General features: G+C 56.9%; 22 protein-coding genes. 9 read left to right on the top strand and 13 right to left on the bottom strand.

Annotated features, from left to right (window positions below):
- Positions 1-92: 92 nt before the first annotated feature.
- From GYRE_RS05200 to fabR, 3 genes are all read right to left on the bottom strand, one after another.
- Complete coding sequence (locus GYRE_RS05200; protein ID WP_038253579.1) at positions 93-1,082, bottom strand: sulfate ABC transporter substrate-binding protein; 990 nt, start codon at positions 1,080-1,082, stop codon at positions 93-95.
- Positions 1,083-1,220: 138 nt separating this feature from the next.
- Complete coding sequence (locus tag GYRE_RS05195; protein ID WP_006817801.1) at positions 1,221-1,580, bottom strand: YijD family membrane protein; 360 nt, start codon at positions 1,578-1,580, stop codon at positions 1,221-1,223.
- Entirely contained in the window at positions 1,577-2,230 is a 654-nt protein-coding gene (gene fabR, locus GYRE_RS05190) for an HTH-type transcriptional repressor FabR (RefSeq protein ID WP_038253577.1), read from the bottom strand. Before fabR ends, GYRE_RS05195 begins: the two co-directional genes overlap by 4 nt.
- 196 nt (positions 2,231-2,426) lie before the next feature.
- Here fabR and sthA point away from each other — a divergent pair, with 196 nt between their 5' ends.
- Positions 2,427-3,827 carry a Si-specific NAD(P)(+) transhydrogenase gene (sthA, locus tag GYRE_RS05185; RefSeq protein ID WP_006817803.1) on the top strand — a complete coding sequence of 467 codons (1,401 nt, stop codon included), beginning with the start codon at positions 2,427-2,429 and terminating at the stop codon, positions 3,825-3,827.
- On the opposite strand, the gene oxyR is transcribed toward sthA, so the two are convergent.
- The 4 genes from oxyR to argC all read right to left on the bottom strand — a co-directional run bounded on the left by oxyR (position 3,810) and on the right by argC (position 8,220).
- Positions 3,810-4,727 carry a DNA-binding transcriptional regulator OxyR gene (oxyR, locus tag GYRE_RS05180; protein ID WP_006817804.1) on the bottom strand — a complete coding sequence of 306 codons (918 nt, stop codon included), beginning with the start codon at positions 4,725-4,727 and terminating at the stop codon, positions 3,810-3,812. The two genes, sthA and oxyR, sit on opposite strands and share 18 nt — an antisense overlap.
- A gap of 215 nt (positions 4,728-4,942) precedes the next feature.
- The gene (argH, locus tag GYRE_RS05175; RefSeq protein ID WP_038253574.1) at positions 4,943-6,316 is read right to left on the bottom strand and encodes an argininosuccinate lyase; all 1,374 of its coding nucleotides are present in this window, start codon (positions 6,314-6,316) and stop codon (positions 4,943-4,945) included.
- Positions 6,317-6,429: 113 nt separating this feature from the next.
- On the bottom strand, positions 6,430-7,203 hold the full coding sequence (argB, locus tag GYRE_RS05170; RefSeq protein ID WP_038253571.1) for an acetylglutamate kinase: 774 nt from the start codon (positions 7,201-7,203) through the stop codon (positions 6,430-6,432).
- A gap of 12 nt (positions 7,204-7,215) precedes the next feature.
- Positions 7,216-8,220 carry an N-acetyl-gamma-glutamyl-phosphate reductase gene (gene argC, locus GYRE_RS05165; RefSeq protein WP_038253568.1) on the bottom strand — a complete coding sequence of 335 codons (1,005 nt, stop codon included), beginning with the start codon at positions 8,218-8,220 and terminating at the stop codon, positions 7,216-7,218.
- Positions 8,221-8,308: 88 nt separating this feature from the next.
- On the opposite strand from argC, the gene argE reads away from it, so the two are divergent.
- Positions 8,309-9,460 carry an acetylornithine deacetylase gene (gene argE, locus GYRE_RS05160; RefSeq protein WP_038253565.1) on the top strand — a complete coding sequence of 384 codons (1,152 nt, stop codon included), beginning with the start codon at positions 8,309-8,311 and terminating at the stop codon, positions 9,458-9,460.
- 53 nt (positions 9,461-9,513) lie between these two features.
- Positions 9,514-10,281 carry a GNAT family N-acetyltransferase gene (locus tag GYRE_RS05155; RefSeq protein WP_038253561.1) on the top strand — a complete coding sequence of 256 codons (768 nt, stop codon included), beginning with the start codon at positions 9,514-9,516 and terminating at the stop codon, positions 10,279-10,281.
- Between the two features lie 51 nt (positions 10,282-10,332).
- Here the strand turns inward: GYRE_RS05155 and GYRE_RS05150 are convergent, their stop codons facing one another.
- Positions 10,333-11,832 carry an MDR family MFS transporter gene (locus tag GYRE_RS05150; protein WP_038253558.1) on the bottom strand — a complete coding sequence of 500 codons (1,500 nt, stop codon included), beginning with the start codon at positions 11,830-11,832 and terminating at the stop codon, positions 10,333-10,335.
- Between the two features lie 95 nt (positions 11,833-11,927).
- Between GYRE_RS05150 and GYRE_RS05145 the strand changes: the two genes are divergently transcribed.
- The 5 genes from GYRE_RS05145 (at position 11,928) to GYRE_RS05125 (ending at position 16,362) form a co-directional block, all read left to right on the top strand.
- Positions 11,928-12,575, top strand: coding sequence for a TetR/AcrR family transcriptional regulator (locus GYRE_RS05145; protein ID WP_006817811.1), 648 nt, complete (start codon positions 11,928-11,930; stop codon positions 12,573-12,575).
- Between the two features lie 114 nt (positions 12,576-12,689).
- The gene (gene murQ, locus GYRE_RS05140) at positions 12,690-13,592 is read left to right on the top strand and encodes an N-acetylmuramic acid 6-phosphate etherase (RefSeq protein ID WP_006817812.1); all 903 of its coding nucleotides are present in this window, start codon (positions 12,690-12,692) and stop codon (positions 13,590-13,592) included.
- A 6-nt stretch (positions 13,593-13,598) separates the two neighbouring features.
- Entirely contained in the window at positions 13,599-15,044 is a 1,446-nt protein-coding gene (murP, locus tag GYRE_RS05135; RefSeq protein ID WP_038253555.1) for a PTS N-acetylmuramic acid transporter subunit IIBC, read from the top strand.
- An 87-nt stretch (positions 15,045-15,131) separates the two neighbouring features.
- The gene (locus GYRE_RS05130; RefSeq protein ID WP_038253552.1) at positions 15,132-16,037 is read left to right on the top strand and encodes a carboxylate/amino acid/amine transporter; all 906 of its coding nucleotides are present in this window, start codon (positions 15,132-15,134) and stop codon (positions 16,035-16,037) included.
- A gap of 34 nt (positions 16,038-16,071) precedes the next feature.
- Positions 16,072-16,362: a YicS family protein gene (locus GYRE_RS05125; protein ID WP_006817815.1), complete on the top strand. Its 291-nt coding sequence runs from the start codon at positions 16,072-16,074 to the stop codon at positions 16,360-16,362.
- Here GYRE_RS05125 and phnV read toward each other — a convergent pair whose 3' ends face one another.
- The 5 genes from phnV to phnR form a co-directional block, all read right to left on the bottom strand.
- Positions 16,363-17,160 carry a 2-aminoethylphosphonate ABC transport system, membrane component PhnV gene (gene phnV, locus GYRE_RS05120; protein WP_006817816.1) on the bottom strand — a complete coding sequence of 266 codons (798 nt, stop codon included), beginning with the start codon at positions 17,158-17,160 and terminating at the stop codon, positions 16,363-16,365.
- On the bottom strand, positions 17,160-18,023 hold the full coding sequence (phnU, locus tag GYRE_RS05115; RefSeq protein WP_006817817.1) for a 2-aminoethylphosphonate ABC transporter permease subunit: 864 nt from the start codon (positions 18,021-18,023) through the stop codon (positions 17,160-17,162). The genes phnV and phnU overlap by 1 nt, the downstream gene beginning before the upstream one ends.
- Position 18,024: 1 nt before the next feature.
- A complete protein-coding gene (gene phnT / locus GYRE_RS05110; RefSeq protein WP_006817818.1) occupies positions 18,025-19,134 on the bottom strand; it encodes a 2-aminoethylphosphonate ABC transport system ATP-binding subunit PhnT in 1,110 nt (369 codons plus the stop codon).
- 5 nt (positions 19,135-19,139) lie between these two features.
- A complete protein-coding gene (phnS, locus tag GYRE_RS05105; protein WP_006817819.1) occupies positions 19,140-20,153 on the bottom strand; it encodes a 2-aminoethylphosphonate ABC transporter substrate-binding protein in 1,014 nt (337 codons plus the stop codon).
- Positions 20,154-20,314: 161 nt separating this feature from the next.
- Positions 20,315-21,034 (bottom strand): phosphonate utilization transcriptional regulator PhnR, encoded by a 720-nt coding sequence (phnR, locus tag GYRE_RS05100; RefSeq protein ID WP_038253548.1) that lies wholly within the window; start codon positions 21,032-21,034, stop codon positions 20,315-20,317.
- 141 nt (positions 21,035-21,175) lie between these two features.
- On the opposite strand from phnR, the gene phnW reads away from it, so the two are divergent.
- Positions 21,176-22,279, top strand: coding sequence for a 2-aminoethylphosphonate--pyruvate transaminase (gene phnW, locus GYRE_RS05095; RefSeq protein WP_038253818.1), 1,104 nt, complete (start codon positions 21,176-21,178; stop codon positions 22,277-22,279).
- The last annotated feature ends 5 nt before the right edge of the window (positions 22,280-22,284 follow it).

Below are 22,284 nucleotides of genomic sequence, written 5' to 3'. Positions count from 1 at the left end.
TCTGCCTGCAAAACAGTCAGGATAGTCACAAAATCGAGGAATGACAAAGACATAAAAAAACCCGGCGTTTAGCCGGGTTTTCTGAAGCGCGGTTATCGTTTGCTTATCTGGTCGAAGGTACCACCGTTAGCGAAGTGCTCTTTCTGTGCCTTCGCCCACCCACCGAACTCTTCATCAATGGTAAACAGCTTCAGTTTCGGGAATTCGTTTTTATACTGTTTCGCGACCTGCGGATCGCGTGGACGATAGTAGTTCTTCGCGGCAATCGTCTGTCCTTCCGGCGAGTAGAGGTACTTGAGATAGGCTTCAGCTACCGCCTGCGTGCCTTTCTTGTCGGCCACTTTATCCACCACCGATACCGTCGGCTCTGCGAGAATAGACTCACTCGGCGTCACAATCTCAAACTTGTCTTTGCCCAGCTCTTTGGTCGCCAGCAGCGCTTCGTTTTCCCAGGCAATCAGTACATCGCCGATACCACGCTCAACAAAGGTGTTGGTCGAGCCACGGGCACCGGAATCCAGCACTTCGACGTTTTTATACAGCGATTTGACGAAATCCTGAGCCTTCGCCTGGTCGCCGTTGTTGTGATGGAGGGCGTAACCCCATGCCGCCAGGTAGTTCCAGCGGGCACCGCCGGAGCTTTTCGGGTTCGGAGTAATCACCGAAACGCCCGGCTTAATCAGGTCGTTCCAGTCTTTAATCTGTTTCGGATTGCCTTTGCGCACCAGGAATACGATGGTCGATGTGTACGGAGCGGAGTTATCCGGCAGACGCTTGATCCAGTTTTTATCGATACGTCCACGCTCGGCAATGGCATCAACATCGTAGGCCAGCGCCAGGGTCACCACATCGGCGTCGATGCCGTTGATAACCGACGTTGCCTGCTTGCCAGAACCGCCGTGTGACTGGCGGATCACCACGTTATCTCCGGTCTCTTGCTTCCAGTGCGCGCTGAAGGCTTTGTTGTACTGTTCGTACAGCTCGCGCGTCGGGTCGTAAGAGACGTTCAGAAGCTGGATATCCTTAGCCAGTACGCTGGTGGAGGCCAGCAAAAGCGTTAACCCCAGATGCCATTTTTTCATCGACCGTTCTCATATGCAGTGTTGTGATGAGACCAGCCTGCCAGAAAGCCATCCAATGATTAAAGAATAAAAAAAGATTGGCTATAACCTGGTGATATATATACAGGCAAAGAAATCCCCTCAGAGAGGGGATCATAATTACTGCGGCAGATCGTGTTTCTGGCGGCGTAAACGGTAGCCAATCCAGAACACCATGGCGACCGACAGTACCGCTGGAAGGAAGTTAGAGCCGATATCTGGGTATTCGGCACGCACAACGGTGCTGTAGAGCAGCACGCCTAAAATAAAGAAGGCGGCCGCCAGGCCCGGTAACCCCACCGGCATGGTGCGATTCTGATAACGTTGGTGCAGGCAGTAAACCGCCAGCACCAGCGCAATGATTGGGAAGACGGAAAAAGGCATCACTGAGCTAAAGATTGCCGCCACGGTACCGTTTATCGATAAACCGGCAACCAGCGCCAGCAATAGCGTGCCTTTATCCTGTACTGACTGTTTCATTGTTTTTCCTTCACCTGGTCGGGATGATGAGTACTCTTTTCCTGTTCCCGGCGATACCAGTAATACGCGCCTTTGGAGATCATCCGCAGCTGTAAAACCAGTCGCTCTTCTAATTGTCGGCGCTGTTCAGGGCCGATATCCAATGCCTCTGCACCCGCGCTGAACACAATAGTGACCATCGCTTCGGCCTGTGCTTCAGTAAACGCACGCGGCATATGGTTTTCGATTTCCAGATAGTCAGCAAGTTCCGCAATAAAGTGCTGAATTTCTCGCGCAACGGCGGCACGAAACGCCGGGGACGTTCCGGAGCGTTCACGCAACAATAAGCGAAAGGCGTTAGGGTTGTTACTGATGAATTCCATAAATGTGGAGACTGAGGTACGGATCACGCTACCGCCCTTGGCGATACGCTGCCGCGCCTGACGCATCAGCTGGCGCAGCATCAGCCCGCTTTCATCGACCATGGTGAGACCCAGCTCATCCACGTCGCGGAAGTGCCGGTAGAAGGAGGTAGGCGCAATCCCCGCCTCGCGCGCAACTTCGCGCAGGCTGAGACTCGCAAAGCTGCGCTCTGCACTCAACTGACTGAAGGCCGCTTCTACCAGCGACCGTCGGGTTTTTTCTTTTTGTTGTGCTCTTACGCCCATCACGATGTCTGAATCCTTCCAAAGGCCCTGCAGGCACTATACCAGAGATTAAACTAATCTTTTTGCCAGCCTTTGTGAAAGAGAGTTTACAAGCCGTTTGTGCTCTCCGTTCGCAAAAAAGCACAACGATTATTGGGTTAAAGTCCGCCGAATGTTATCATCCTGTTTATTTTGTGTATAAAAACAGGTGAGTAATACCATGCCACATTCCTGGGATTATGATGCGATTGTGATAGGGTCCGGACCCGGCGGCGAAGGTGCCGCGATGGGCCTGGTGAAGCAGGGCGCGCGGGTTGCCGTTATCGAGCGTTATCATAATGTTGGCGGCGGGTGTACTCACTGGGGCACCATCCCGTCAAAAGCGCTCCGCCATGCCGTCAGCCGTATCATCGAATTCAATCAGAACCCGCTCTACAGCGACCATTCCCGCCTTCTCCGTTCATCGTTTGCCGACATCCTCAATCACGCCGACAGCGTTATCAACCAGCAAACGCGGATGCGTCAGGGGTTCTATGAGCGCAATCACTGCGAGATCCTGCAGGGTAATGCGCACTTTATTGATGAGCATACGCTGGCGCTGGAGTGCCACGACGGCTCGGTCGAAACGCTGACCGCGGAAAAATTCGTTATCGCCTGCGGCTCACGCCCGTACCATCCGGGGGATGTTGATTTCTCCCATCCGCGCGTTTACGACAGCGACTCTATTCTCAGCATGCAGCATGAACCACGCCACGTCATCATCTACGGTGCCGGGGTTATCGGCTGCGAATATGCGTCTATCTTCCGTGGAATGGACGTCAAAGTTGACCTTATCAACACTCGTGACCGCCTGCTGGCATTCCTCGATCAGGAGATGTCAGATTCCCTGTCGTATCACTTCTGGAACAGCGGCGTAGTTATCCGCCATAACGAAGAGTACGAACGCATTGAGGCGCTGGACGATGGTGTGATCATGCATCTGAAATCCGGCAAAAAGCTGAAAGCCGACTGCCTGCTGTACGCCAACGGCCGTACCGGGAATACCGACTCCCTGGCGCTGGAGAACATCGGCCTCGAAGCCGACAGCCGTGGCCAGCTCAAGGTCAACAGCATGTACCAGACCGCCCTGCCGCACGTTTACGCGGTGGGTGACGTCATTGGTTATCCGAGCCTCGCGTCCGCCGCCTACGACCAGGGCCGCATTGCCGCCCAGGCGTTAGTCAAAGGCGAAGCCAACGCACACCTGGTGGAAGACATTCCAACCGGTATCTATACCATTCCGGAAATCAGTTCTGTGGGGAAAACCGAGCAGCAGCTGACGGCAATGAAAGTGCCATACGAAGTGGGTCGGGCGCAGTTTAAGCACCTGGCGCGGGCGCAGATTGTCGGGATGAGCGTCGGAACCCTGAAAATTCTCTTCCACCGTGAAACGAAAGAGATCCTCGGCATTCACTGCTTTGGGGAGCGCGCGGCTGAAATCATTCACATCGGCCAGGCGATAATGGAACAGAAAGGTGGTGGTAACACCATTGAGTACTTCGTTAACACCACCTTTAACTACCCGACCATGGCGGAAGCCTATCGGGTTGCGGCACTGAACGGCTTAAACCGCCTGTTTTAACGGCTTGTCGAAATGGCCATCCATCGACCCACGGATGGCCTCTGCCAGCTGCTCATAGCGGCTGCGCAGCGGTGACCCTGGACGATATACCAGCCCGACCGTACGTTTTGGTTCCGGCTTGATGCACGGCAGATACACCACCCCATCACGTTTGCGCTCCGGTGGTACCGCCAGCGCAGGCAGCAGGGTGATCCCGCTCCCGGCCGCCACCATGTTACGCAGCGTTTCGAGGCTGGTTGCCCGGAAGTGGGTGTCTTCATCAGCACCGGCTTCAAAGCAGAATCCCATCGCCTGATCGCGCAGGCAGTGACCGTCTTCCAGCATCAGCAGTTTTTCTCCCGCCAGATCGGACATCGGTACGCGATCGCGGTTCGCCCACGGGTGATCTTCATAGATGGCCAGCATCATCGGCTCATCAAACAGCGGCACCTCAATGAACGCCTCGCTTTCCTTCACCAGTGCCAGGATAGCGCAATCAAGCTTACCGCTGTCGAGCTGCGCCAGCAGTTGGTGGGTTTGCGCTTCGTGGAGGTACATTTCAAGCTTCGGAAACGTCTGGTGCAGCATCGGAATGATCTGCGGCAACAGATAAGGGCCGACGGTAGGTATCAGTCCAATGTGCAGCGGCCCGGACATGGTTTCTCCCTGCTGGCTCGCCATTTCCTTGAGCACTTTGACCTCACGCAGCACCGTACGCGCCTGATCCACCAGCAACAACCCGGCCTGGGTGAACAGCACTTTACGACTGGTACGCTCCAGCAGCATCACGCCGAGTTCATCTTCCAGCTTGCGAATCTGCCCGCTCAGGGTGGGCTGACTCACGTGGCAGGAATCTGCCGCGCGGCGAAAATGACGGTGTTCGGCTAACGCTACCAGGTATTCAAGATCACGAATATTCATTATTCATCCTCCATCGCCATGATAGTTCATGGCGATAGGTAGCATAGCAACGAACGATTATCCCTATCAAGCATTCTGTTCAATAATACATCTCACCAACGGGGCGGTACCTCCTTTAACCCTTGAAGACCACCGCCCACGTCACGAGAGTTTCTCTCAAAATAACTAAAGCCAACGTGAACATTTGCGGACCCCGTGGTCCGCTTTTTTTTTGCCTACGCCAGCCGCCCTTTCGCTTCGGCAATGGCCTTCGCCACCTGCTGTGGTGATACCCCGCCTTTGGCTGCACGTTTGTCCAGGCACGACTGCAGCGACAGAATCGGGTATACGTCATCGCCAATCACGCTACTGAATTTTTGCAGAGAGCTAAGCGCCAGCGCTTCCAGCGGTTTACCCTGACGAATCGCCTCAACGACCGCTTCGCCAACGATATGATGCGCCTCGCGGAACGGCACCCCTTTCGCAACCAGATAATCCGCAAGCTCAGTGGCATTCGCGTAGCCCTGCTGCGCCGCTTCCTGGCAGCGCGGACGTTTCACCTGAATACCGTCCAGCACCAGCGCCGCCATATGCAGGCAGTCAAGCCAGGTATCGAGCGCGTCGAACAGCCCCTCTTTGTCTTCCTGCATGTCTTTGTTATAGGCAAGCGGCAGCCCTTTGAGGGTCATCATCATGCCGGTCAGCGCGCCCTGCACCCGCCCGCACTTGCCACGAATGAGCTCGAGCGCATCCGGGTTTTTCTTTTGCGGCATCAGAGAGGAGCCAGAGGTCACGCGATCGGAGAGCTCGACAAAACCGGCTTCACCAGAGTTAAAGAAAATCAGGTCCTCGGCAAAGCGCGACAGGTGCACCATACCGATAGAGGCATCAGACAGCAGTTCAAGAACGTGGTCGCGGTCGGAAACGCTGTCGAGGCTGTTGCGGGTCGCCGAGGCGAAGCCCAGCCATCCGGCGAGCTGCTCACGGTCAATTTCGTAAGCGGTGCCAGCCAGCGCGCCGCTGCCCAGCGGGCTAACGTCGAGGCGCTTCAGCGCATCCTGCAGGCGGCTTTCATCTCGCGCCAGCATTTCGACATACGCCAGGCACCAGTGGGCAAAAGTCACCGGCTGCGCGCGCTGCAGGTGGGTATATCCTGGCATCACCGCGTCCTGGTTGTCCTGCGCCGTGGCGACCAGCGCACTTTGCAGCTGACGGCTGGCATGCAGCAGTTCAGCAATGGTTTCTTTGCACCACAGCTTCAGATCTGTGGCGACCTGGTCGTTACGGCTACGCCCGGTGTGTAATTTTTTACCGAGCTGACCCACTTTATCGATGAGCTTACCTTCCACCCAGCTATGAATATCTTCGGCGTCACTTTCGAGGATTTGCTGTGGATTGGCGCGAACCTCTTCCAGCAGCGTATTAAGCGCCGCTTCCAGCTGAGACTGCTCTTCTGCGCTTAACACCCCAACGGTGACCAGCGCCTTAGACCAGGCCACAGAGCCAACGATATCCTGCTCCGCCAGGCGATAGTCAAAGCGCAAAGAGTCGTTGAACTGTTTGAACCGTTGATCCGCTGCCTGAGTAAAACGCCCGCCCCAAAGTGCCATAACATGCTTCCTTCATTTCTTGAATGTCATTGCCGGATGCGCTTCGCTTATCCGGCCTACCATTTCGTGTATGCAGGCCCGATAAGGCGTAGCCGCATCGGGCATCAAAAAGTTTACGCCAGAATACGTGTACCGATCGGCGTACCGTTAAACAATGCCGGTAGCTGCTCGGCGTGACGCCAGGAGGCGATATCCACCGGACGACCCAGCGCCCGCGCAGCGTCCAGCGCAGCGTTCACTTTCACAATCATACCGTCGGTGATAATACCCTGATCGATAAGCTGTTCTGCTTTAGCCGCCGTCATTTCGGCAATACGCTGCCCTTTACCATCGAGGATACCGCTGACGTCGGATAACAGAATCAGGTCTGCACCAAGGGTCGCCGCCAGCGCGGTAGCCGCCTGGTCTGCGTTGACGTTCATCAACTGCCCATCGTCGGTCACCCCGATAGAGCTCACTACCGGCAGGAAACCACCCGCCAGCAGGGTGTTAATCAGTACCGGAGAGCCCGGCTGCGCTTTGCCAACGTGGCCGAGCGCTTCATCAAGCTGCGTCACCTTCACGCTGTCACCGTCGCCAAGGTAGAGACCTACCGAGCTAAGATGGTGCTTCTTCGCCCATGCCAGCAGGGTTTTGTTGGCGGTGCCCGCCAGCGCTCCGGTGATGATGTCAATCTGGTCGGCAGGCGTCACGCGCAGGCCGTTTTTCTTTTGCACCGGCAGATGAAGCTGCTTCATCAGTTCATCCACCACGCAGCCACCGCCGTGAACGATGACCAGCGGGCGCTGGTGCGATTCGCGGTAATTCACCAGGGCGGTAAACAGACGCTCCAGCGCCTCTTCGCTATCCAGTAAAACGCCGCCCAGTTTGATAATTAATGGATTCATCGTCATCACACCTTAAATAAGAGACTGCGTTTCGGCGAAGCCAAAACGAATATTAGCGCACTGTACGGCCTGTGCCGCCGCACCCTTCAGCAGATTATCCTCTGCTGCTACCACAATCAGATGTTCACCATCGACGACAAAACCGATATCGCAGAACGGCAGCCTTTCTACGTTCTTCAGTGCCGGAACCCCTTTGTCGTACAGGCGAACCAGCGGTTTGTCGGCGTAGGCCTGCTGATAAAGCGCCGCAATCTGCGCCTGCGTAACGCCCGGGTTCAGACGGCAGGTGATGGTTTCAAGAATGCCACGTTTAAAGTTGCCCAGATGCGGGGTAAAAATCACCTCAGCACCTAAATGGCTTGTGATTTCAGGATGATGACGGTGATTGAAAATGCCATACGGCTGCAGGCTGACCTCGCAGAAGCTGTTGGAGATCGCCGCTTTGCGCCCGGCACCGCTGACGCCGCTTATCGCGTTAATCACCGGCCACTGGTTCAGGTTGAGTACGCCCGCATCGATCAGCGGTTTCAGCGCCAGCTGCGCCGCCGTCGGATAGCAGCCAGGCACCGCAATCAGCTGCGCCTCACGCAGTTTGTCGTGGTTCCACTCGGCCAGACCGTATACGGCAGCCTCCAGCCATTGCGGATGTTGATGAGTGAAGCCATAGAATTTTTCATAGAACGCCGCATCGTTGACGCGGAACGCACCGGAGAGATCGAACACCACGCAGCCCGCCGCCAGGAACTGCGGCGCCAGGTCGTGGCTCACCTCATGGGCGGTGGCGAGAAACACCACATCCACCCCGGTGGTAAACGCGCTGATATCAGACATCGGCTGCAGCGGTAAATCGACCACGCCCTTCAGCTCTGGATGCACTTCGGAGATTAACTTTCCTGCATCATTGCTTTGCGCTGAGACCGTCAAAGCGGTTATGTTCATATGCGGATGACGATTTACGTAGCTCACCAGCTCCGCGCCGGCATAACCGCTGGCGCCTACAATCAGCGTATTCAACATCGGGTTCCTTTATGCTCAACGATAATGTATTTTTATTCACTTATATTGCATGAATATTGATACTATCATGACCTGAGGTGTGTCAACAATGAAAAACAATTTACCGCCATTTATCGAGATTTATCGCGCATTGATAGCTACACCGTCCATCAGCGCCACCGAAGAAGCACTCGATCAGAGTAATGCAGCTTTAATCAATTTACTGGCGGGCTGGTTTGAAACACTGGGGTTCCATGTTGAGGTGCAACCTGTTCCGGATACGCGCAACAAATTCAACATGCTGGCAAGCGTTGGCGAGGGTGCAGGCGGGCTGCTGCTCGCAGGCCATACCGATACCGTTCCTTTTGATGACGGCCGCTGGACCCGCGACCCGTTCACCCTGACCGAGCACGACAACAAACTCTACGGGCTGGGTACGGCGGATATGAAAGGCTTCTTTGCCTTTATTCTGGATGCGCTGCGTGACGTTGACGTGACGCAGTTGAAAAAGCCGCTCTACATTCTGGCGACCGCCGATGAAGAGACCAGCATGGCCGGGGCGCGCTACTTCGCGGAAACCACCTCGCTGCGGCCGGACTGCGCCATCATCGGTGAACCGACCTCTTTACAGCCGGTACGTGCGCACAAAGGACACATCTCCAGCGCCATTCGAGTGCTCGGCCAGTCCGGGCACTCCAGCGATCCGGCGCGCGGGGTTAACGCCATTGAGGTGATGCACGACGCCATTGGTCGCATCATGCATCTGCGTGACGACCTGAAAACCCGCTATCACTACGAGGCTTTCACCGTGCCGTACCCAACGCTGAACCTCGGTAGCCTGCACGGCGGCGATGCCTCTAACCGCATCTGCGCCTGCTGTGAGCTGCACATGGATATTCGCCCATTGCCGGGCATGACCCTTAGCTCTCTCAATGAGTTACTGGAAGACGCGCTGGCACCGGTGAGCGAGCGCTGGCCGGGTCGCCTGACGATATCGGAGCTGCATCCGCCGATCCCGGGTTACGAATGCCCGCCGGATCACCAGCTGGTTGAAGTGGTGGAAAAACTGCTTGGAACCAAAACCGAAGTGGTGAACTACTGCACCGAAGCGCCGTTTATCCAGACCCGCTGCCCAACCCTGGTGCTCGGTCCAGGGTCGATAAACCAGGCGCACCAGCCGGATGAATACCTTGAAACTCGCTTCATCAAACCGACCCGCGAGCTGATTACCCAGGTGGTGCATCACTTCTGTTGGCATTAATCAACGTCCTCTCCAGCGAGAGGACTATATTCTTTTATTTATCAGGAATCTGAATGTTAGAACCGTCGTCAAACGCACTGACTTTTTATCATGTTGAGAACAGCACCATGGCTGAGCTTGCTCAGCATCAATTTACTCTCTTCACATTGCTCCAGCAGCGTGAACAAGAGTTTGGTTTTAACCCCCAGACCATCGTCCACTATCCACAGGCGCAGTTCCTGACTTCGCCTGTAGACTACCTGCACCATTTTTTGACCGATCTTGCTCAGCAAGACGAAGTCATTAACCAGGTGGTAATTCTCACAACCTGGGACATATTGGAAACCCCGTTATTACAGGCAGGCTATGAGCGTGAAGCGATACATATGCCCGCAGGCCCCGACAATACGGCAATTTTCAGACAACAATTGAACAATGTTCCTGAAGGAAAAACATTATATATCGAAGCCGTAGACGAACAGGACCCGAAAATTCGCCCGACGTTTGTGCTGGTACTCCGCAACGAACATGGGGAAATACTGGGGGGGATGTCAGGTTCAATATGGGAACAGGGTAAAACGCGTTACGCCTACATCGGTACGGTAGTTGTGCAACCCCAACTACGCGCCGGAACAGGGATGATGCTGGCCAATAGCGTGCTCGATTATCTGCGGGAACAGCACGTTTATGAGGTCAATCTAGGAACTCAGACGGCCGAAGCCTTCTATGCTCAACTGGGGTTCAAATCGATTCACCACATTGTGACGGCCTTACGCCACCGTACCGATAAAAATGGGCAAACCGTGCCTCATAATCTGGTGATTATGAGCAAACACCTCTGACACCCTCGCCTTCGACGAGGGCTTAATTTCCCGGAGAACGTCGACCCCCGCTTAATGGTGAGTGCTCTTAAGCGGCGTCTCGCGCAGGAACCAGGAGAGCAGAAACGCGATAACCATGATACCGGCGGCCATCAGGAATGCGGCGTGGATGGCGGCTCCGAAGGCGTCGAGATAGTCCAGCCGCAGCGCATCCGGTAAATGCTGTACCGCCACCGGATTCATCTGCGCAGGCAACTCGGCGTCGGGCGGCAGCAGGCGGCTCAGGTTCGACTGCAGAACGTGGGTAAACACGGCGCCAAACAGCGCCACGCCGACAGAACCCCCAATCGAGCGAAACAGCGTCACGCCGGAGGTTGCAACGCCGTACTGATGTTTGCCCACGCTGTTTTGCACTGCCAGCACCAGAACCTGCATCACCATCCCAAGCCCCATTCCCAGCACGCTGGTAAACAGGTACAGCTGCCAGGTCGGCGAGGTAGTGGTAATGCGGGTCAACAGCACCATGCCCGCCAGCGCCACCAACGTACCGGCGATGGGGAACAGGCGGTATTTCCCGGTATGACTGATAATGCGTCCGCTGATAATTGAGGTGATTAACAGCCCGCCCATCAACGGCAGCAGCTGCATCCCGGCCTCGGTCGGCGTGGCCTCCTTCACCACCTGCAGATACAGCGGCAGGAAGGTAACCGAACCGAAAAGCGACATCCCAATAATCAGGCTCATCAGGCTGCACAGCAGAAAGCTGCGGTTACGAAACAGCGACAGCGGAATAATCGGCTCCCAGGCCAGCCGCTCTTCATAAATGAACCCGGCAATCCCCACCAGCCCGAAGGCCAGAATGCACCACAGCTGCGGGTCGCTCCACGCGCGCACCGTACCACCCTCGGTGGTAAACAGCGTGATACACAGCAGCGCCATGCTGAGATAAATCGCGCCCAACCAGTCAATCTGGTGGTAGCTGCGCTTACCGCCGGAGCGGAACACCGCGCCAATAACCAGCAGGGCAAACAGCCCAAGCGGCAGGTTGATATAGAAGATCCAGCGCCAGGAAGTATGCTGCACGATGAAACCACCGATCAGCGGGCCGATAACCGTCGCCAGACCAAAGACGCCGCCAAACAGCCCCTGATAGCGCCCCCGCTCCGCAGGCGGAATAACATCCGCTACCGCCGCCATGCTGACCACCATCAGCCCACCGCCACCCAGCCCCTGCAACGCGCGCATTAACACCAGCTGCGTCATGTTCTGCGCCATCCCGCACAGGGCAGAGCCGAGTAAAAACAGCACGATAGCCGTTTGCAGCACCGCCTTGCGGCCAAACAGATCGCCGAATTTACCGTACAGCGGCACCGCGATGGTGGAAGTGAGAATGTAGGCCGTCACCACCCATGAAAGTTTCTCCAGACCGCCCAGCTCGCCTACAATGGTCGGCAACGCGGTAGAGACGATGGTCTGATCGAGCGCCGACAGCAGCATGACCAGCATCAGGGCGCTGAACAGCAGCCGCACGGAAGACACCAGCGGCGGCGAGGTCGAAGAGGCTGGTGTCATCGGATCTGACGCCATAAATACGCTCACTTGAAATTAATTAACTATATAATTAATATTTATCTCATTCAGGACTCAGGTCAAGGGATCGCCAGGCGATGACAGCATTAAAAGACAATTCTGACGCACCACGTAAGCCCGGTCGGCCACGCGGTAAAAAGAAAACCGCCAGCCGCGAACAGCTGATGGATATCGCCCTGCACCTGTTTTCTCAGATGGGGATCGCCCGCACCTCGCTCAACGCCATTGCCCGCGAAGCGGGAGTGACTCCGGCGATGCTGCACTACTACTTTAACTCCCGGGAACAACTGCTGGACGCGGTGATTGAAGAGCGTTTTTTACCACTGCGAAGCGCTATCAGCGCCGAGTTTGCCGCACATACGGACTCCCCGGTCACCGCGCTCACCATGATGGTGAAAGCGCTGGCAGAGCAGGCCGCGCAGCACACCTGGTTTGCGCCGCTGTGGATGCAGGAAGCCATCGGCGAGATGCCGGTGCTACGCCAGCACATGCATGCCCGTTTTGGCGATGACCGCTATCAGCAGACGCTGGAGACCGTGCGCCACTGGCAGCGGGAAGGGAAAATTAACCCAACGCTTGCCCCGGAGCTACTATTCACTACCCTGCTGAGCCTGGTGCTGGTGCCGTTTTCCCGAATGCGCAATGACCCGCGGCTGGCGAACCTTACCCATGACGATATCGTGCGCCATGCGCTGGCGATGATGAGCAGCGGCCTCAACGCCTGATTTGCGCAGCTGATGTCAGCGCCGTCACAGTTGTAATAAAAAATTCCATTCATGCACCTGCATTGTAATAAAATATTCATTATACTGAGCTCATTGAATGAACATGAGGTCATTATGAATATCGATCTGAGCAAACTGCTGACCGAGCGCCGCAACGCCAACAGCACCCACATTGACACCCTCTCCACCGAAGAGATGCTGGCGGTGATGAATCGCGAAGACCAGCAGGTGCCGCACGCCATCACCCCTTACCTGCCGCAAATTGCGCAGGTGGTCGATAAAGCCGCCGCCGCACTGCAGGCCGGTGGACGTCTGATTTACATGGGGGCGGGGACGTCTGGCCGCCTCGGTATTCTTGATGCCAGCGAATGCCCGCCGACCTTCGGCACCCGCCATGAACAGGTAGTTGGCCTGATCGCTGGCGGCCATACCGCCATTCTGCGCGCCGTTGAAAATGTGGAAGACAACAAGACTCAGGGCGCTGCCGATCTGCAGGCGATTAACTTCTGCGAGCGTGACGTGCTGGTCGGCCTCGCGGCCAGCGGCCGCACGCCTTACGTCATCGGTGGCATGGAATACGCCAAAAGCCAGAACGCCTTCGTCGCTATCATCAGTTGCAACCCGCACGGTGAAATGGCACAGCTGGCCGATGCGGCAATTACCCCAGAGGTCGGCCCGGAAGTGGTCACAGGCTCCACGCGTCTGAAAGCCGGCACCGCGCAGAAGCTGGTGCTGAATATGATCTCCACCGGCGCGATGATCCGCATCGGCAAGGTCTACAGCAACCTGATGGTGGATGTCGAAGCGACCAACGCCAAACTTATCGAGCGCCAGGTCTCCATCGTGATGGAAGCGACTGAATGCAGCCGGGAAACCGCACAGCAGGCGCTCGATGCCAGCCAGCGTCACTGTAAAACCGCGATTGTCATGGTGCTGACCGGGCTTAGCGCCGATGAGGCAAAAACGCTGCTTTCCGCCAACAATGGGTATATTCGTCAGGCGTTAACCAACAGGTAACGGGCAATGGCAAAAATAAATAAAGAGATGATAGCGCGGATCCTGACCCATGCGGGCGGAGCCGAAAACGTGGTGCAGGCCGGTCACTGCATGACCCGTCTGCGCCTGACCCTGCGTTACGATACCCAGGCCGACGTCGCCGCCATCCGCCAGATTGACGGCGTGATGGGGGTTATCGTCAGTGATGAACAGTTCCAGGTGGTGCTTGGCCCCGGCAAAGCACAAACCGCCGCCGAACTGATGAACCAACTACTGGAAGAAGCACCCCAGGGTGACGTTTCCACCAGCGCGTCGCTTGCCGACGTTGCGGCGGCGAAAAAGCAGGAGATGAAGGGCAAGCAAACCAGCAGTATCCAGAAGTTCCTTGCGAAATTCGCCACCATCTTCACCCCGCTTATCCCCGGCTTTATCGCCGTGGGTCTGCTGCTCGGCTTCGCCACCCTGATGGAGCAAATCTTCGTTCTGGAGAACGCCCATCCCAACGCGGTGCTGGTTGAACTCATTGGTTATATGAAGGTGTTCAGCAAAGGGATGTTTGCCTTCCTGAGCATCCTGATTGGCTATAACGCGCAGAAGGCGTTTGGCGGCTCCGGGGTGAACGGGGCGATCATCGCCTCGTTGTTTGTGCTGGGCTACAACCCGGAAGCCACCACCGGTTTCTACTCGGGGATCTCCAGCTTCTTCGGCCATGGCATTGACCCTCGCGGTAATATCATTGGCGTGCTGATTGCCTCAATCATCGGCGCGTGGGTTGAGAAACGGGTGCGCAGCGTGATGCCAGCCAACCTCGACATGATCCTGACCTCGGCGGTGACGCTGCTTATCATGGGCGCAGTGACCTTTATCGTCATCATGCCGCTTGGCGGTTACCTGTTTACCGGTATGTCATGGCTGTTCCTGCACCTGAACGGTAACCCGTTTGGCTCAGCGGTGCTGGCAGGGTTGTTCCTTCTGGCGGTGATGTTTGGCGTACATCAGGGCTTTGTGCCGGTGTACTTCGCGCTGATGGATGCCCAGGGTTTTAACTCGTTGTTCACCATTCTGGCGATGGCCGGTGCAGGCCAGGTAGGCGCCGCGCTGGCGCTCTACTATCGGGCGAAAAAAGATGCGCTGCTGCGCACGCAGATCAAAGGGGCCATCATTCCGGGATTCCTCGGCATTGGTGAACCGCTGATTTACGGCGTGACTCTGCCGCGCATGAAGCCGTTTATCACCGCCTGTCTCGGCGGTGCCTGCGGCGGTTTCTTCATTGGTCTTGTCGCGTGGATGGGGCTGCCGGTTGGCCTTAACACCGTATTCGGTCCCTCCGGTCTGGTCGCATTGCCGCTGATGACCTCCGGCCATGGCATTTACGCCGGGATGGCGGTGTACGCCGCCGGGCTGGTTGTAGCCTATCTCTGCGGCTTTGTGCTGACCTGGCTTTTTGGCAGCAAAAACGTTGATTTAAGTTAACGTCTCAGGAACCTGTCTCCCGCAGACAGGTTCCTGCTATGATGCCCTCTATCACAAAAAAAGAGAGAAAACCGCTAAGAGGGCAACATGGGCTCCACAAAAAGAGGGATGATGAACGTCCTGACCGCCGCTGTGTTATGGGGTAGTTCAGGGGTTTGCGCGCAGTACATCATGGAACAAAGTCAGATGTCGTCCGGCTTTCTGACCATGATTCGCCTGTTGTTCGCCGGGCTTATCCTGCTGATGCTCTCTTTTGTTCACGGCGATAAAATTTTCTCTATCCTGCGCAATCGCCAGGACGCCCTGAGCCTGCTGTTCTTCTCCCTGGTTGGCGCACTCACGGTACAGCTTACTTTCCTGCTGACGATTGAAAAATCCAACGCCGCCACCGCCACGGTGCTACAGTTCCTCTCACCGACAATTATCGTGGCCTGGTTTGCTATCGTCCGCCGCGCGCGTCCGGGGAACCTGGTGCTCACGGCCATTTTCACCTCGCTGGTCGGTACGTTTTTACTGGTGACCCACGGCAACCCAACCTCGCTCTCCATCTCTCCCGCCGCACTGTTCTGGGGAATTGCCTCGGCGTTTGCCGCTGCGTTTTACACCACTTACCCGTCAACGCTGATTGCCCGCTACGGAACATTGCCAATCGTCGGCTGGAGTATGCTGATTGGCGGCCTGGTGCTGCTGCCGTTTTACGCCGGGCAGGGCTCAAGTTTCTCCTTTACCGGCAACCTGCTGCTGGCGTTCTTCTATCTGGTGGTGATTGGCACTTCGCTCACCTTCAGCCTGTATCTGAAAGGTGCACAGATGATTGGTGGGCCAAAGGCCAGCATTCTGAGCTGCGCTGAACCGCTCAGCAGCGCGTTTTTGTCGCTGCTGCTTCTGGGTGTGAGCTTCACCCTGCCGGACTGGCTCGGCACGCTGCTTATCGTGTCCTCGGTGATTTTGATTTCGCTGGATTCGCGCAGAAGAGTCAAAGCAAGGGTATAGTTGATAGAACAGAAACGAGACGAGAGGAACCATCATGAAGCTAATGCCGTTGTGTTACCTTGCCGCCTGCCTGGCAGTCCCGGTGGCCCACGCCGATTCGCCGCTGAAAGGCCTGCAGTTTGAACAGAATAAGCAACAGGTAATGAAGGATATCCGCAAAGTCTGCACCCCCAAAGCCAGCATGAGCGATACCGACTTCGCCAACAAAATTCTCTCTTCTGAAGAGAACAAGCGCCACGTGCGCGATGCCACGCTGGCGCTTGAGAGAAACAATCCGAAGAACTATCAGGATGCGCTGGCTCGGGTACAGTGTCCGGACATGTAATTAGCGCTCAGCTAAGCGCCGGGCAATGCGTTCAAGCTTCATCATCAGCAACAGCGTAATCCCTACCAGCACGATGGTGAGCGCGGCGCCGTCGGCAATATTGCCGCGATCGGTGAGGCTGAAAATCGCCACCGGCAAGGTTGTCCAGCCCGGCGGGTAGATCATCATCGTGGCCCCAAGCTCACCCATCGATAATGACAGGCTGAGGGCCAGCGCAGAGATCATCCACGGCATCAGCAGCGGTAAGGTGATATTGAGCAGCCGGTAGCGCGGCGACGCGCCGAGGCTTGAGGCTACGTTCTCAATATCCGCCGAAATGCGCGTCAGGCCGGTAGAAATGTTGCTGAAGGTGAACGCCGAGATCAGCACGAAGTGCGCGACCAGGACAATCCACAAAGTACCGTTCATCTGCATCGGCCCCTGGCTGAAGGCCACCAGAATGCCAAGCCCCACCGATACCGATGGGATCGCGCTCGGCATCCAGAACACCATCCCGAGATATTTTTGCACCTTCGCGCTGTACTGCCGCAGCGCCAGCGCCGCCCACACGCCGCACAGCAGTGCAAACAGGCTGGCGCAGAATCCTACTACCAGGCTTGCGAACAGCGCATCCCACGCCGCACCGCGAAACGCATTCACAAAATGCACCAGCGTAAAGCCGGTTGGCAGTACGCTGTTCCACTGTTTTGTCAGACTGGAGAGCAGGATAACTACCAGCGGCAGCAGGAAGAAAACGCTGAACAGCGCGGTTGCCAGCGCACCGGCAGCAATACGTCCTTTACGTGACCAGATTAACATCAGGAACTCCTTACGCCGCTGCGGGCGGCGGCGAGGCGGTAGACGGCAAACAACGCCAGCGACAGCGCGATATTGATCAGCGCAATCATGCAGGCCACGCTGTAATCCGATTCAAGGATCGCCTTGCTGTAGACCATCATCGGCAGGGTATTTACCCCTTTCGCACCGATAAACAGCACGATGCCGAACTCGTTGGTGGTCAGCAGCAGACACAGGCTGCCCCCCGCCATCAGCGCCGGCAGCGCTGCCGGGAAAATCACCTGAGCAATAACCCGCCATGGGCGCGCACCGAGAATGCTTGCCGCTTCCAGCTGGCTTTTATCTATTTGTCTTAGCGCCGCGACCAGAGGGCGCATCACCAGCGGGGTGAAGACGGTGATCTCCGCCAGAATCACCCCCTGCATTGAATAGAGGAAATCCACCGGCGGTAACGCAAAGTCGTAAAGCGACATCAGCGCGCCGTTGAGCAACCCCGCCGAGCCGTAGATAAAGGTAAACGCGAGGGTAATCAGAAAGGTCGGCAGCGCGATGACGGTGTCGATAATCCGGCCCATCAGCGCGCTGCCGGGGAACGGGATAAACACCAGGATAAGCGCCAGTACGCTGCCAAGCAGCAGGCAACCCAGTGTGGCAAAAACGGCAATCTGCAGGGTATTAAGCAACGCACCGCTGAAGCGACGGGACTCCACTACCTGCCAGAAAGTGTCCAGGCTCCAGTGTCCGCTGCTGTCGCGCAGCGCTTCACTGGCAATCAGCACCAGCGGGTAGAAAAAGAGCATTGCCAGTATCAGCAACGGCAGCAGGATCCACAGCCACGGGCGCGAAGGCCTTCGGGTGCGGGGTAACGTCAGGGTCATCGACATCTCACACCTCAATCAGTACGGCGTCGTCGGCTTCGAACCACAACGACAGCGTCTCACCGGGAGTCGGCAACCTGTCGATATGGGTGAGGACAATGCGCACCGCCTCTCCGGCGACATCGCACAGCAAATGGGTCAGGTCGCCCTGCCAGTGCACCGACGTGAGCGTACCGTTCAGTCGGTTGCTCTGCGCCGAGCGCGGCGCAAGGCTCAGGTGCTGGGGGCGAATACACAGCAGCTTGTTATGACCATGGTGAATACCCTGGCTCCAGGCAGAGACGATGCCGCCGCCGCAACTGACGGCGACGCGCCCGGGTGCGGCGGTCACGTTGAGTGCAGTAGCGGAGAGAATATTGGCGCGGCCAAGGAATTCTGCCGCAAAACGGTTTGGCGGCTGGTGATAGAGCTGATGGGTTTCCCCATGGGCAATCATCTCCCCGTCCTTCATGATGCCGATTTTGTCGGCGAGGGTCAGGGCTTCGGTCTGATCGTGGGTGACGTAGAGGATGGTCAACTCCGGCAGTTCCCGGTGCAGACGGGCAATCTCTTCCACCATGCTGTGGCGGATTTGTGCATCCAGCGCCGACAGCGGTTCATCAAGCAGCAGCACGCGCGGACGCACGGCAATAGCGCGGGCAATCGCCACGCGCTGCTGCTGACCGCCGGAAAGTTGATGTGGGTAGCGGCTGGCGTAATCGGCCATCCCCACGGTTTTTAGCGCCTCTTTTACCCGATCGGCAATCAGCGCTTTCGGCTGTTTCTGCGCCCGCAGGCCAAAGGCGACGTTGTCTTCCACCTTCATGTGCGGGAACAGCGCGTAGTTCTGTACCACCATTCCCAGCCCACGCTGGTAAGGCGGCAGGTGGGTGACATCCGTGTCGCCGATCAAAATACGCCCGCCCGCCGGCTGAACAAAGCCTGCAATCGCCCGCAGCACCGTGGTTTTCCCGGAGCCAGAGGGGCCAATCAACGCCAGCACTTCACCAGGTTCAATGGTCAAAGACAGCGGCTTCAGTACCACGTTGCCGTGGTAAGAAACGCGCAATGAATCCAGGGTGATCCCCGAAGTGTCGGCTGCCGCCTCGGCGCGCCAGGTCGTATTTTTCATCAGCATATCCGTTACTCGCTGTCGGTCACTTTGTGCCAGCGGGCAATATCGGCCTGCAGGGAGGTCGCCACTTCATCCCAGTTTGGCTGCCATGGCGTAACGCCAGCCATCGCGGCTTTCGCGGCCTTGTAGTTGCTGTCCGTCGGGTTAACGTCATTGCGTACAGGCAGGCCCCACGACAATGCGCTGACGCTCTGCTGGGCTTCTTTCGCCAGCAGGAAGTTAATCAGTTTCTTGCCGTTTTCACTCTGCGGGCCATTCTGGACCAGACCAACCACATACGGCAGCGCCAGCGCGCTGCGTTCGCCTTTGGCATCGGCAGGCCAGAAGATCTTCACGTTCGGATTGCGCGCCATCTGCGACAGGTTCATCTGCAGGTCGCCGTTGGCAACGTACAGCTCGCCTTTGTTGACCAGCGCGGTGAGTTTGCCGGTAGAAGCGGAAGGCCCCACGTTGTTAGCCTGCAGTTTGCCAAGGTAATCAAATCCCGCATCTTTACCACCAAAGCTGTGGAACGCCTGCAGCATAACCGCCGTGCCGTCGCCCGCCTGGCCCGGCGTGGAGTACTGAAGTTTGTTTTTGAAACGGCTATCGAGCAAATCCTGCCAGCTGTTTGGGGCCGTTTTCAGCAGGCTGCCGTTGTAGATGAAGCTCAGGTAGTTATTGACCAGCGGGGCGTACTGATGGGTTGCGCCTGGGACAGAAGCAGCACCTTCCGGGGTGAAATCTGCCAGCAGTTTTTCCCCGGCGGCACGCTGGATAAACGGCGGTACCGTCACCAGTACGTCTGCCTGCGGGTTGCTGCGCTCTTTTGCCAGACGCTCAACGATGGCGCCAGAGCCACCCTCGACGTACTGCACCTTAATGCCGGTAGCTTTGGTGAAGGCATCAAACTGGCTCTGATACCAGCTGTTGTCGCCGTCATGCAGACCATCAGCAGAATAGACCGTGACCACGCCGTCGGCCCAGACGGGGCTGCTGGCAAGGGCGAGCGCGGATAACAGAGCAAGTCGGGAGAGTTTCATCGGATTAGCCTCTTGGGTTGATTTGCATTCTGGTCTACACCAGATTTGCCATCACGCTAACCGTTGTTTATGACAGAAAGATGAAAGAAATGCGTCGGTGGGATTAACGAGGGGGCTGCCCGGTAAGGCGCAGCCGCACCGGGCAAAAAGGCAGGCGCAACTTAATGCGTATCGACTTCAATCCGCAGGCTGTCGTGCCGCCAGTACTCGATGTCGTAATCAAGAATGCGGCCGTGCTGATCGTAGTTGAGGCGGCGCAACAGCAGCGCCGGACGACCTTCCATCACTCCCAGCGCTTCAGCGGCCTGCGGCGGCATCGCCGTCGGATAGAACGACAAATGCATGCTTGTGTAGATCAGGTCATAGTTCGCCTGATAGATCTCGGTCAGGCTACCGTTGAGATCGTGGCTCAGCAGATCCGGTACCCGTGCGGGCAGGCAGTGGTTCTCGCTATAGCAGATGGCCCGCCCGTCGGCTAAACGTAGTCGGGTGAGCAGGTAAATTTGATCAAACGGCTGCAACGCCAGTGGCGTCATGACGTCGACCGGCACCGGCGTAACGCGGCCCTCCAGCAGCACGGTTTTCGGCTCACGGCCCTGCTCAATGCACAGCTTGTGGAAATTAGTATTCTGGGTCGGATCCAGCCACAACCGTTCCGGAGTGACAAACCAGCCGCGACGGTCGGCACGCCAGATAAGCCCACTGGCTTCCAGCTGCGTCAGGCTCTCGCGGATGGTGATGCGCGTGGTATTGAAGATGGCACACAGCTCGCGCTCGGAAGGCAGTTTATCACCGCTTTTCAGCGCCCCATTCTGAATGCGCCCCTGCAGCTGCGCCTTGATAAGCAGGTACTGTGGGGTCTCGCCCGCGGGTGATTTCATGTTCGCTCACTGTGAAATTTGATGCGGCTATTATACAGAGCCAGATGAATTTTTTGTTGCAACGGCAATTTCCCTTTGACCTGCAGCTGACTTTATCACCATCATAAATGCAAATCTGGTATAGACCAAATGGTGAAACTCATGACATCTCGTAATTACCTGCTGCTGACCCCCGGACCACTGACGACCTCTCGTACGGTGAAAGAGGCGATGCTGTTCGACAGCTGTACCTGGGACGATGACTATAATCTGGGCGTGGTCCAGACCATTCGCCAACAGCTGGTTGCGCTGGCCACCACAGCGGAGGGTTACACCTCCGTACTGCTGCAGGGCAGCGGCAGCTACGCGGTTGAAGCGGTGCTCGGTTCAGTGGTTGGCCAGCAGGGTAAAGTGCTTATCGTCAACAACGGCGCTTACGGCGCCCGTATGGCGGAAATGGCCACCCTGATGGGCATTGCGCACCACCACTACGACTGCGGGGAAATCTCCCGCCCGGACGTGCAGGCACTCGACGAAATCCTCAGAAACGACCCGGCGATCACCCATATTGCGATGGTGCACTGCGAAACCACCACCGGGATGCTTAACCCAATTGCCGAAGTGGCAACACTCGCAACGCGCTATGACAAACGCTACATCGTGGATGCCATGAGCAGCTTTGGTGGGATCCCGCTCGACATGGCGGCACTGAACATCGATTTCCTCATCAGCTCCGCCAACAAATGCATTCAGGGTGTACCGGGCTTCGGCTTTGTGATTGCCCGCCAGCGCGAGCTGGAGAAGTGCCAGGGTCGCTCACGCTCCCTGTCGCTGGATTTGTACGCCCAATGGCGCTGCATGGAAGATAATCACGGCAAGTGGCGTTTCACCTCACCGACACACACCGTACTGGCCTTCGCTCAGGCGCTGAAGGAGCTGGCTGAAGAGGGCGGCATCAGCGCTCGCCATCAACGTTACCAGCAAAACCAGCGCAGCCTGGTAGCCGGAATGCGCAAGCTGGGCTTTGAACCGCTGCTGGCAGACGCGCTGCATTCTCCGGTGATCACCGCCTTCTACTCGCCGGCGGACCCGCAGTACCGCTTCAAAGATTTTTACCAGCACCTGAAAAATCAGGGATTTGTTATTTATCCGGGCAAAGTGTCGCAGAGCGACTGTTTCCGCATCGGAAATATTGGTGAAGTGTATGCGTCGGATATCGCCGCGCTGCTGAACGCCATTCAACACGCTATGTACTGGAAACGCTAAGGAGC

The sequence above is a fragment of the Yokenella regensburgei ATCC 49455 genome (assembly GCF_000735455.1).
GTDB lineage: Bacteria > Pseudomonadota > Gammaproteobacteria > Enterobacterales > Enterobacteriaceae > Yokenella > Yokenella regensburgei.
This window is presented reverse-complemented; position numbering and strand designations above follow the sequence as displayed.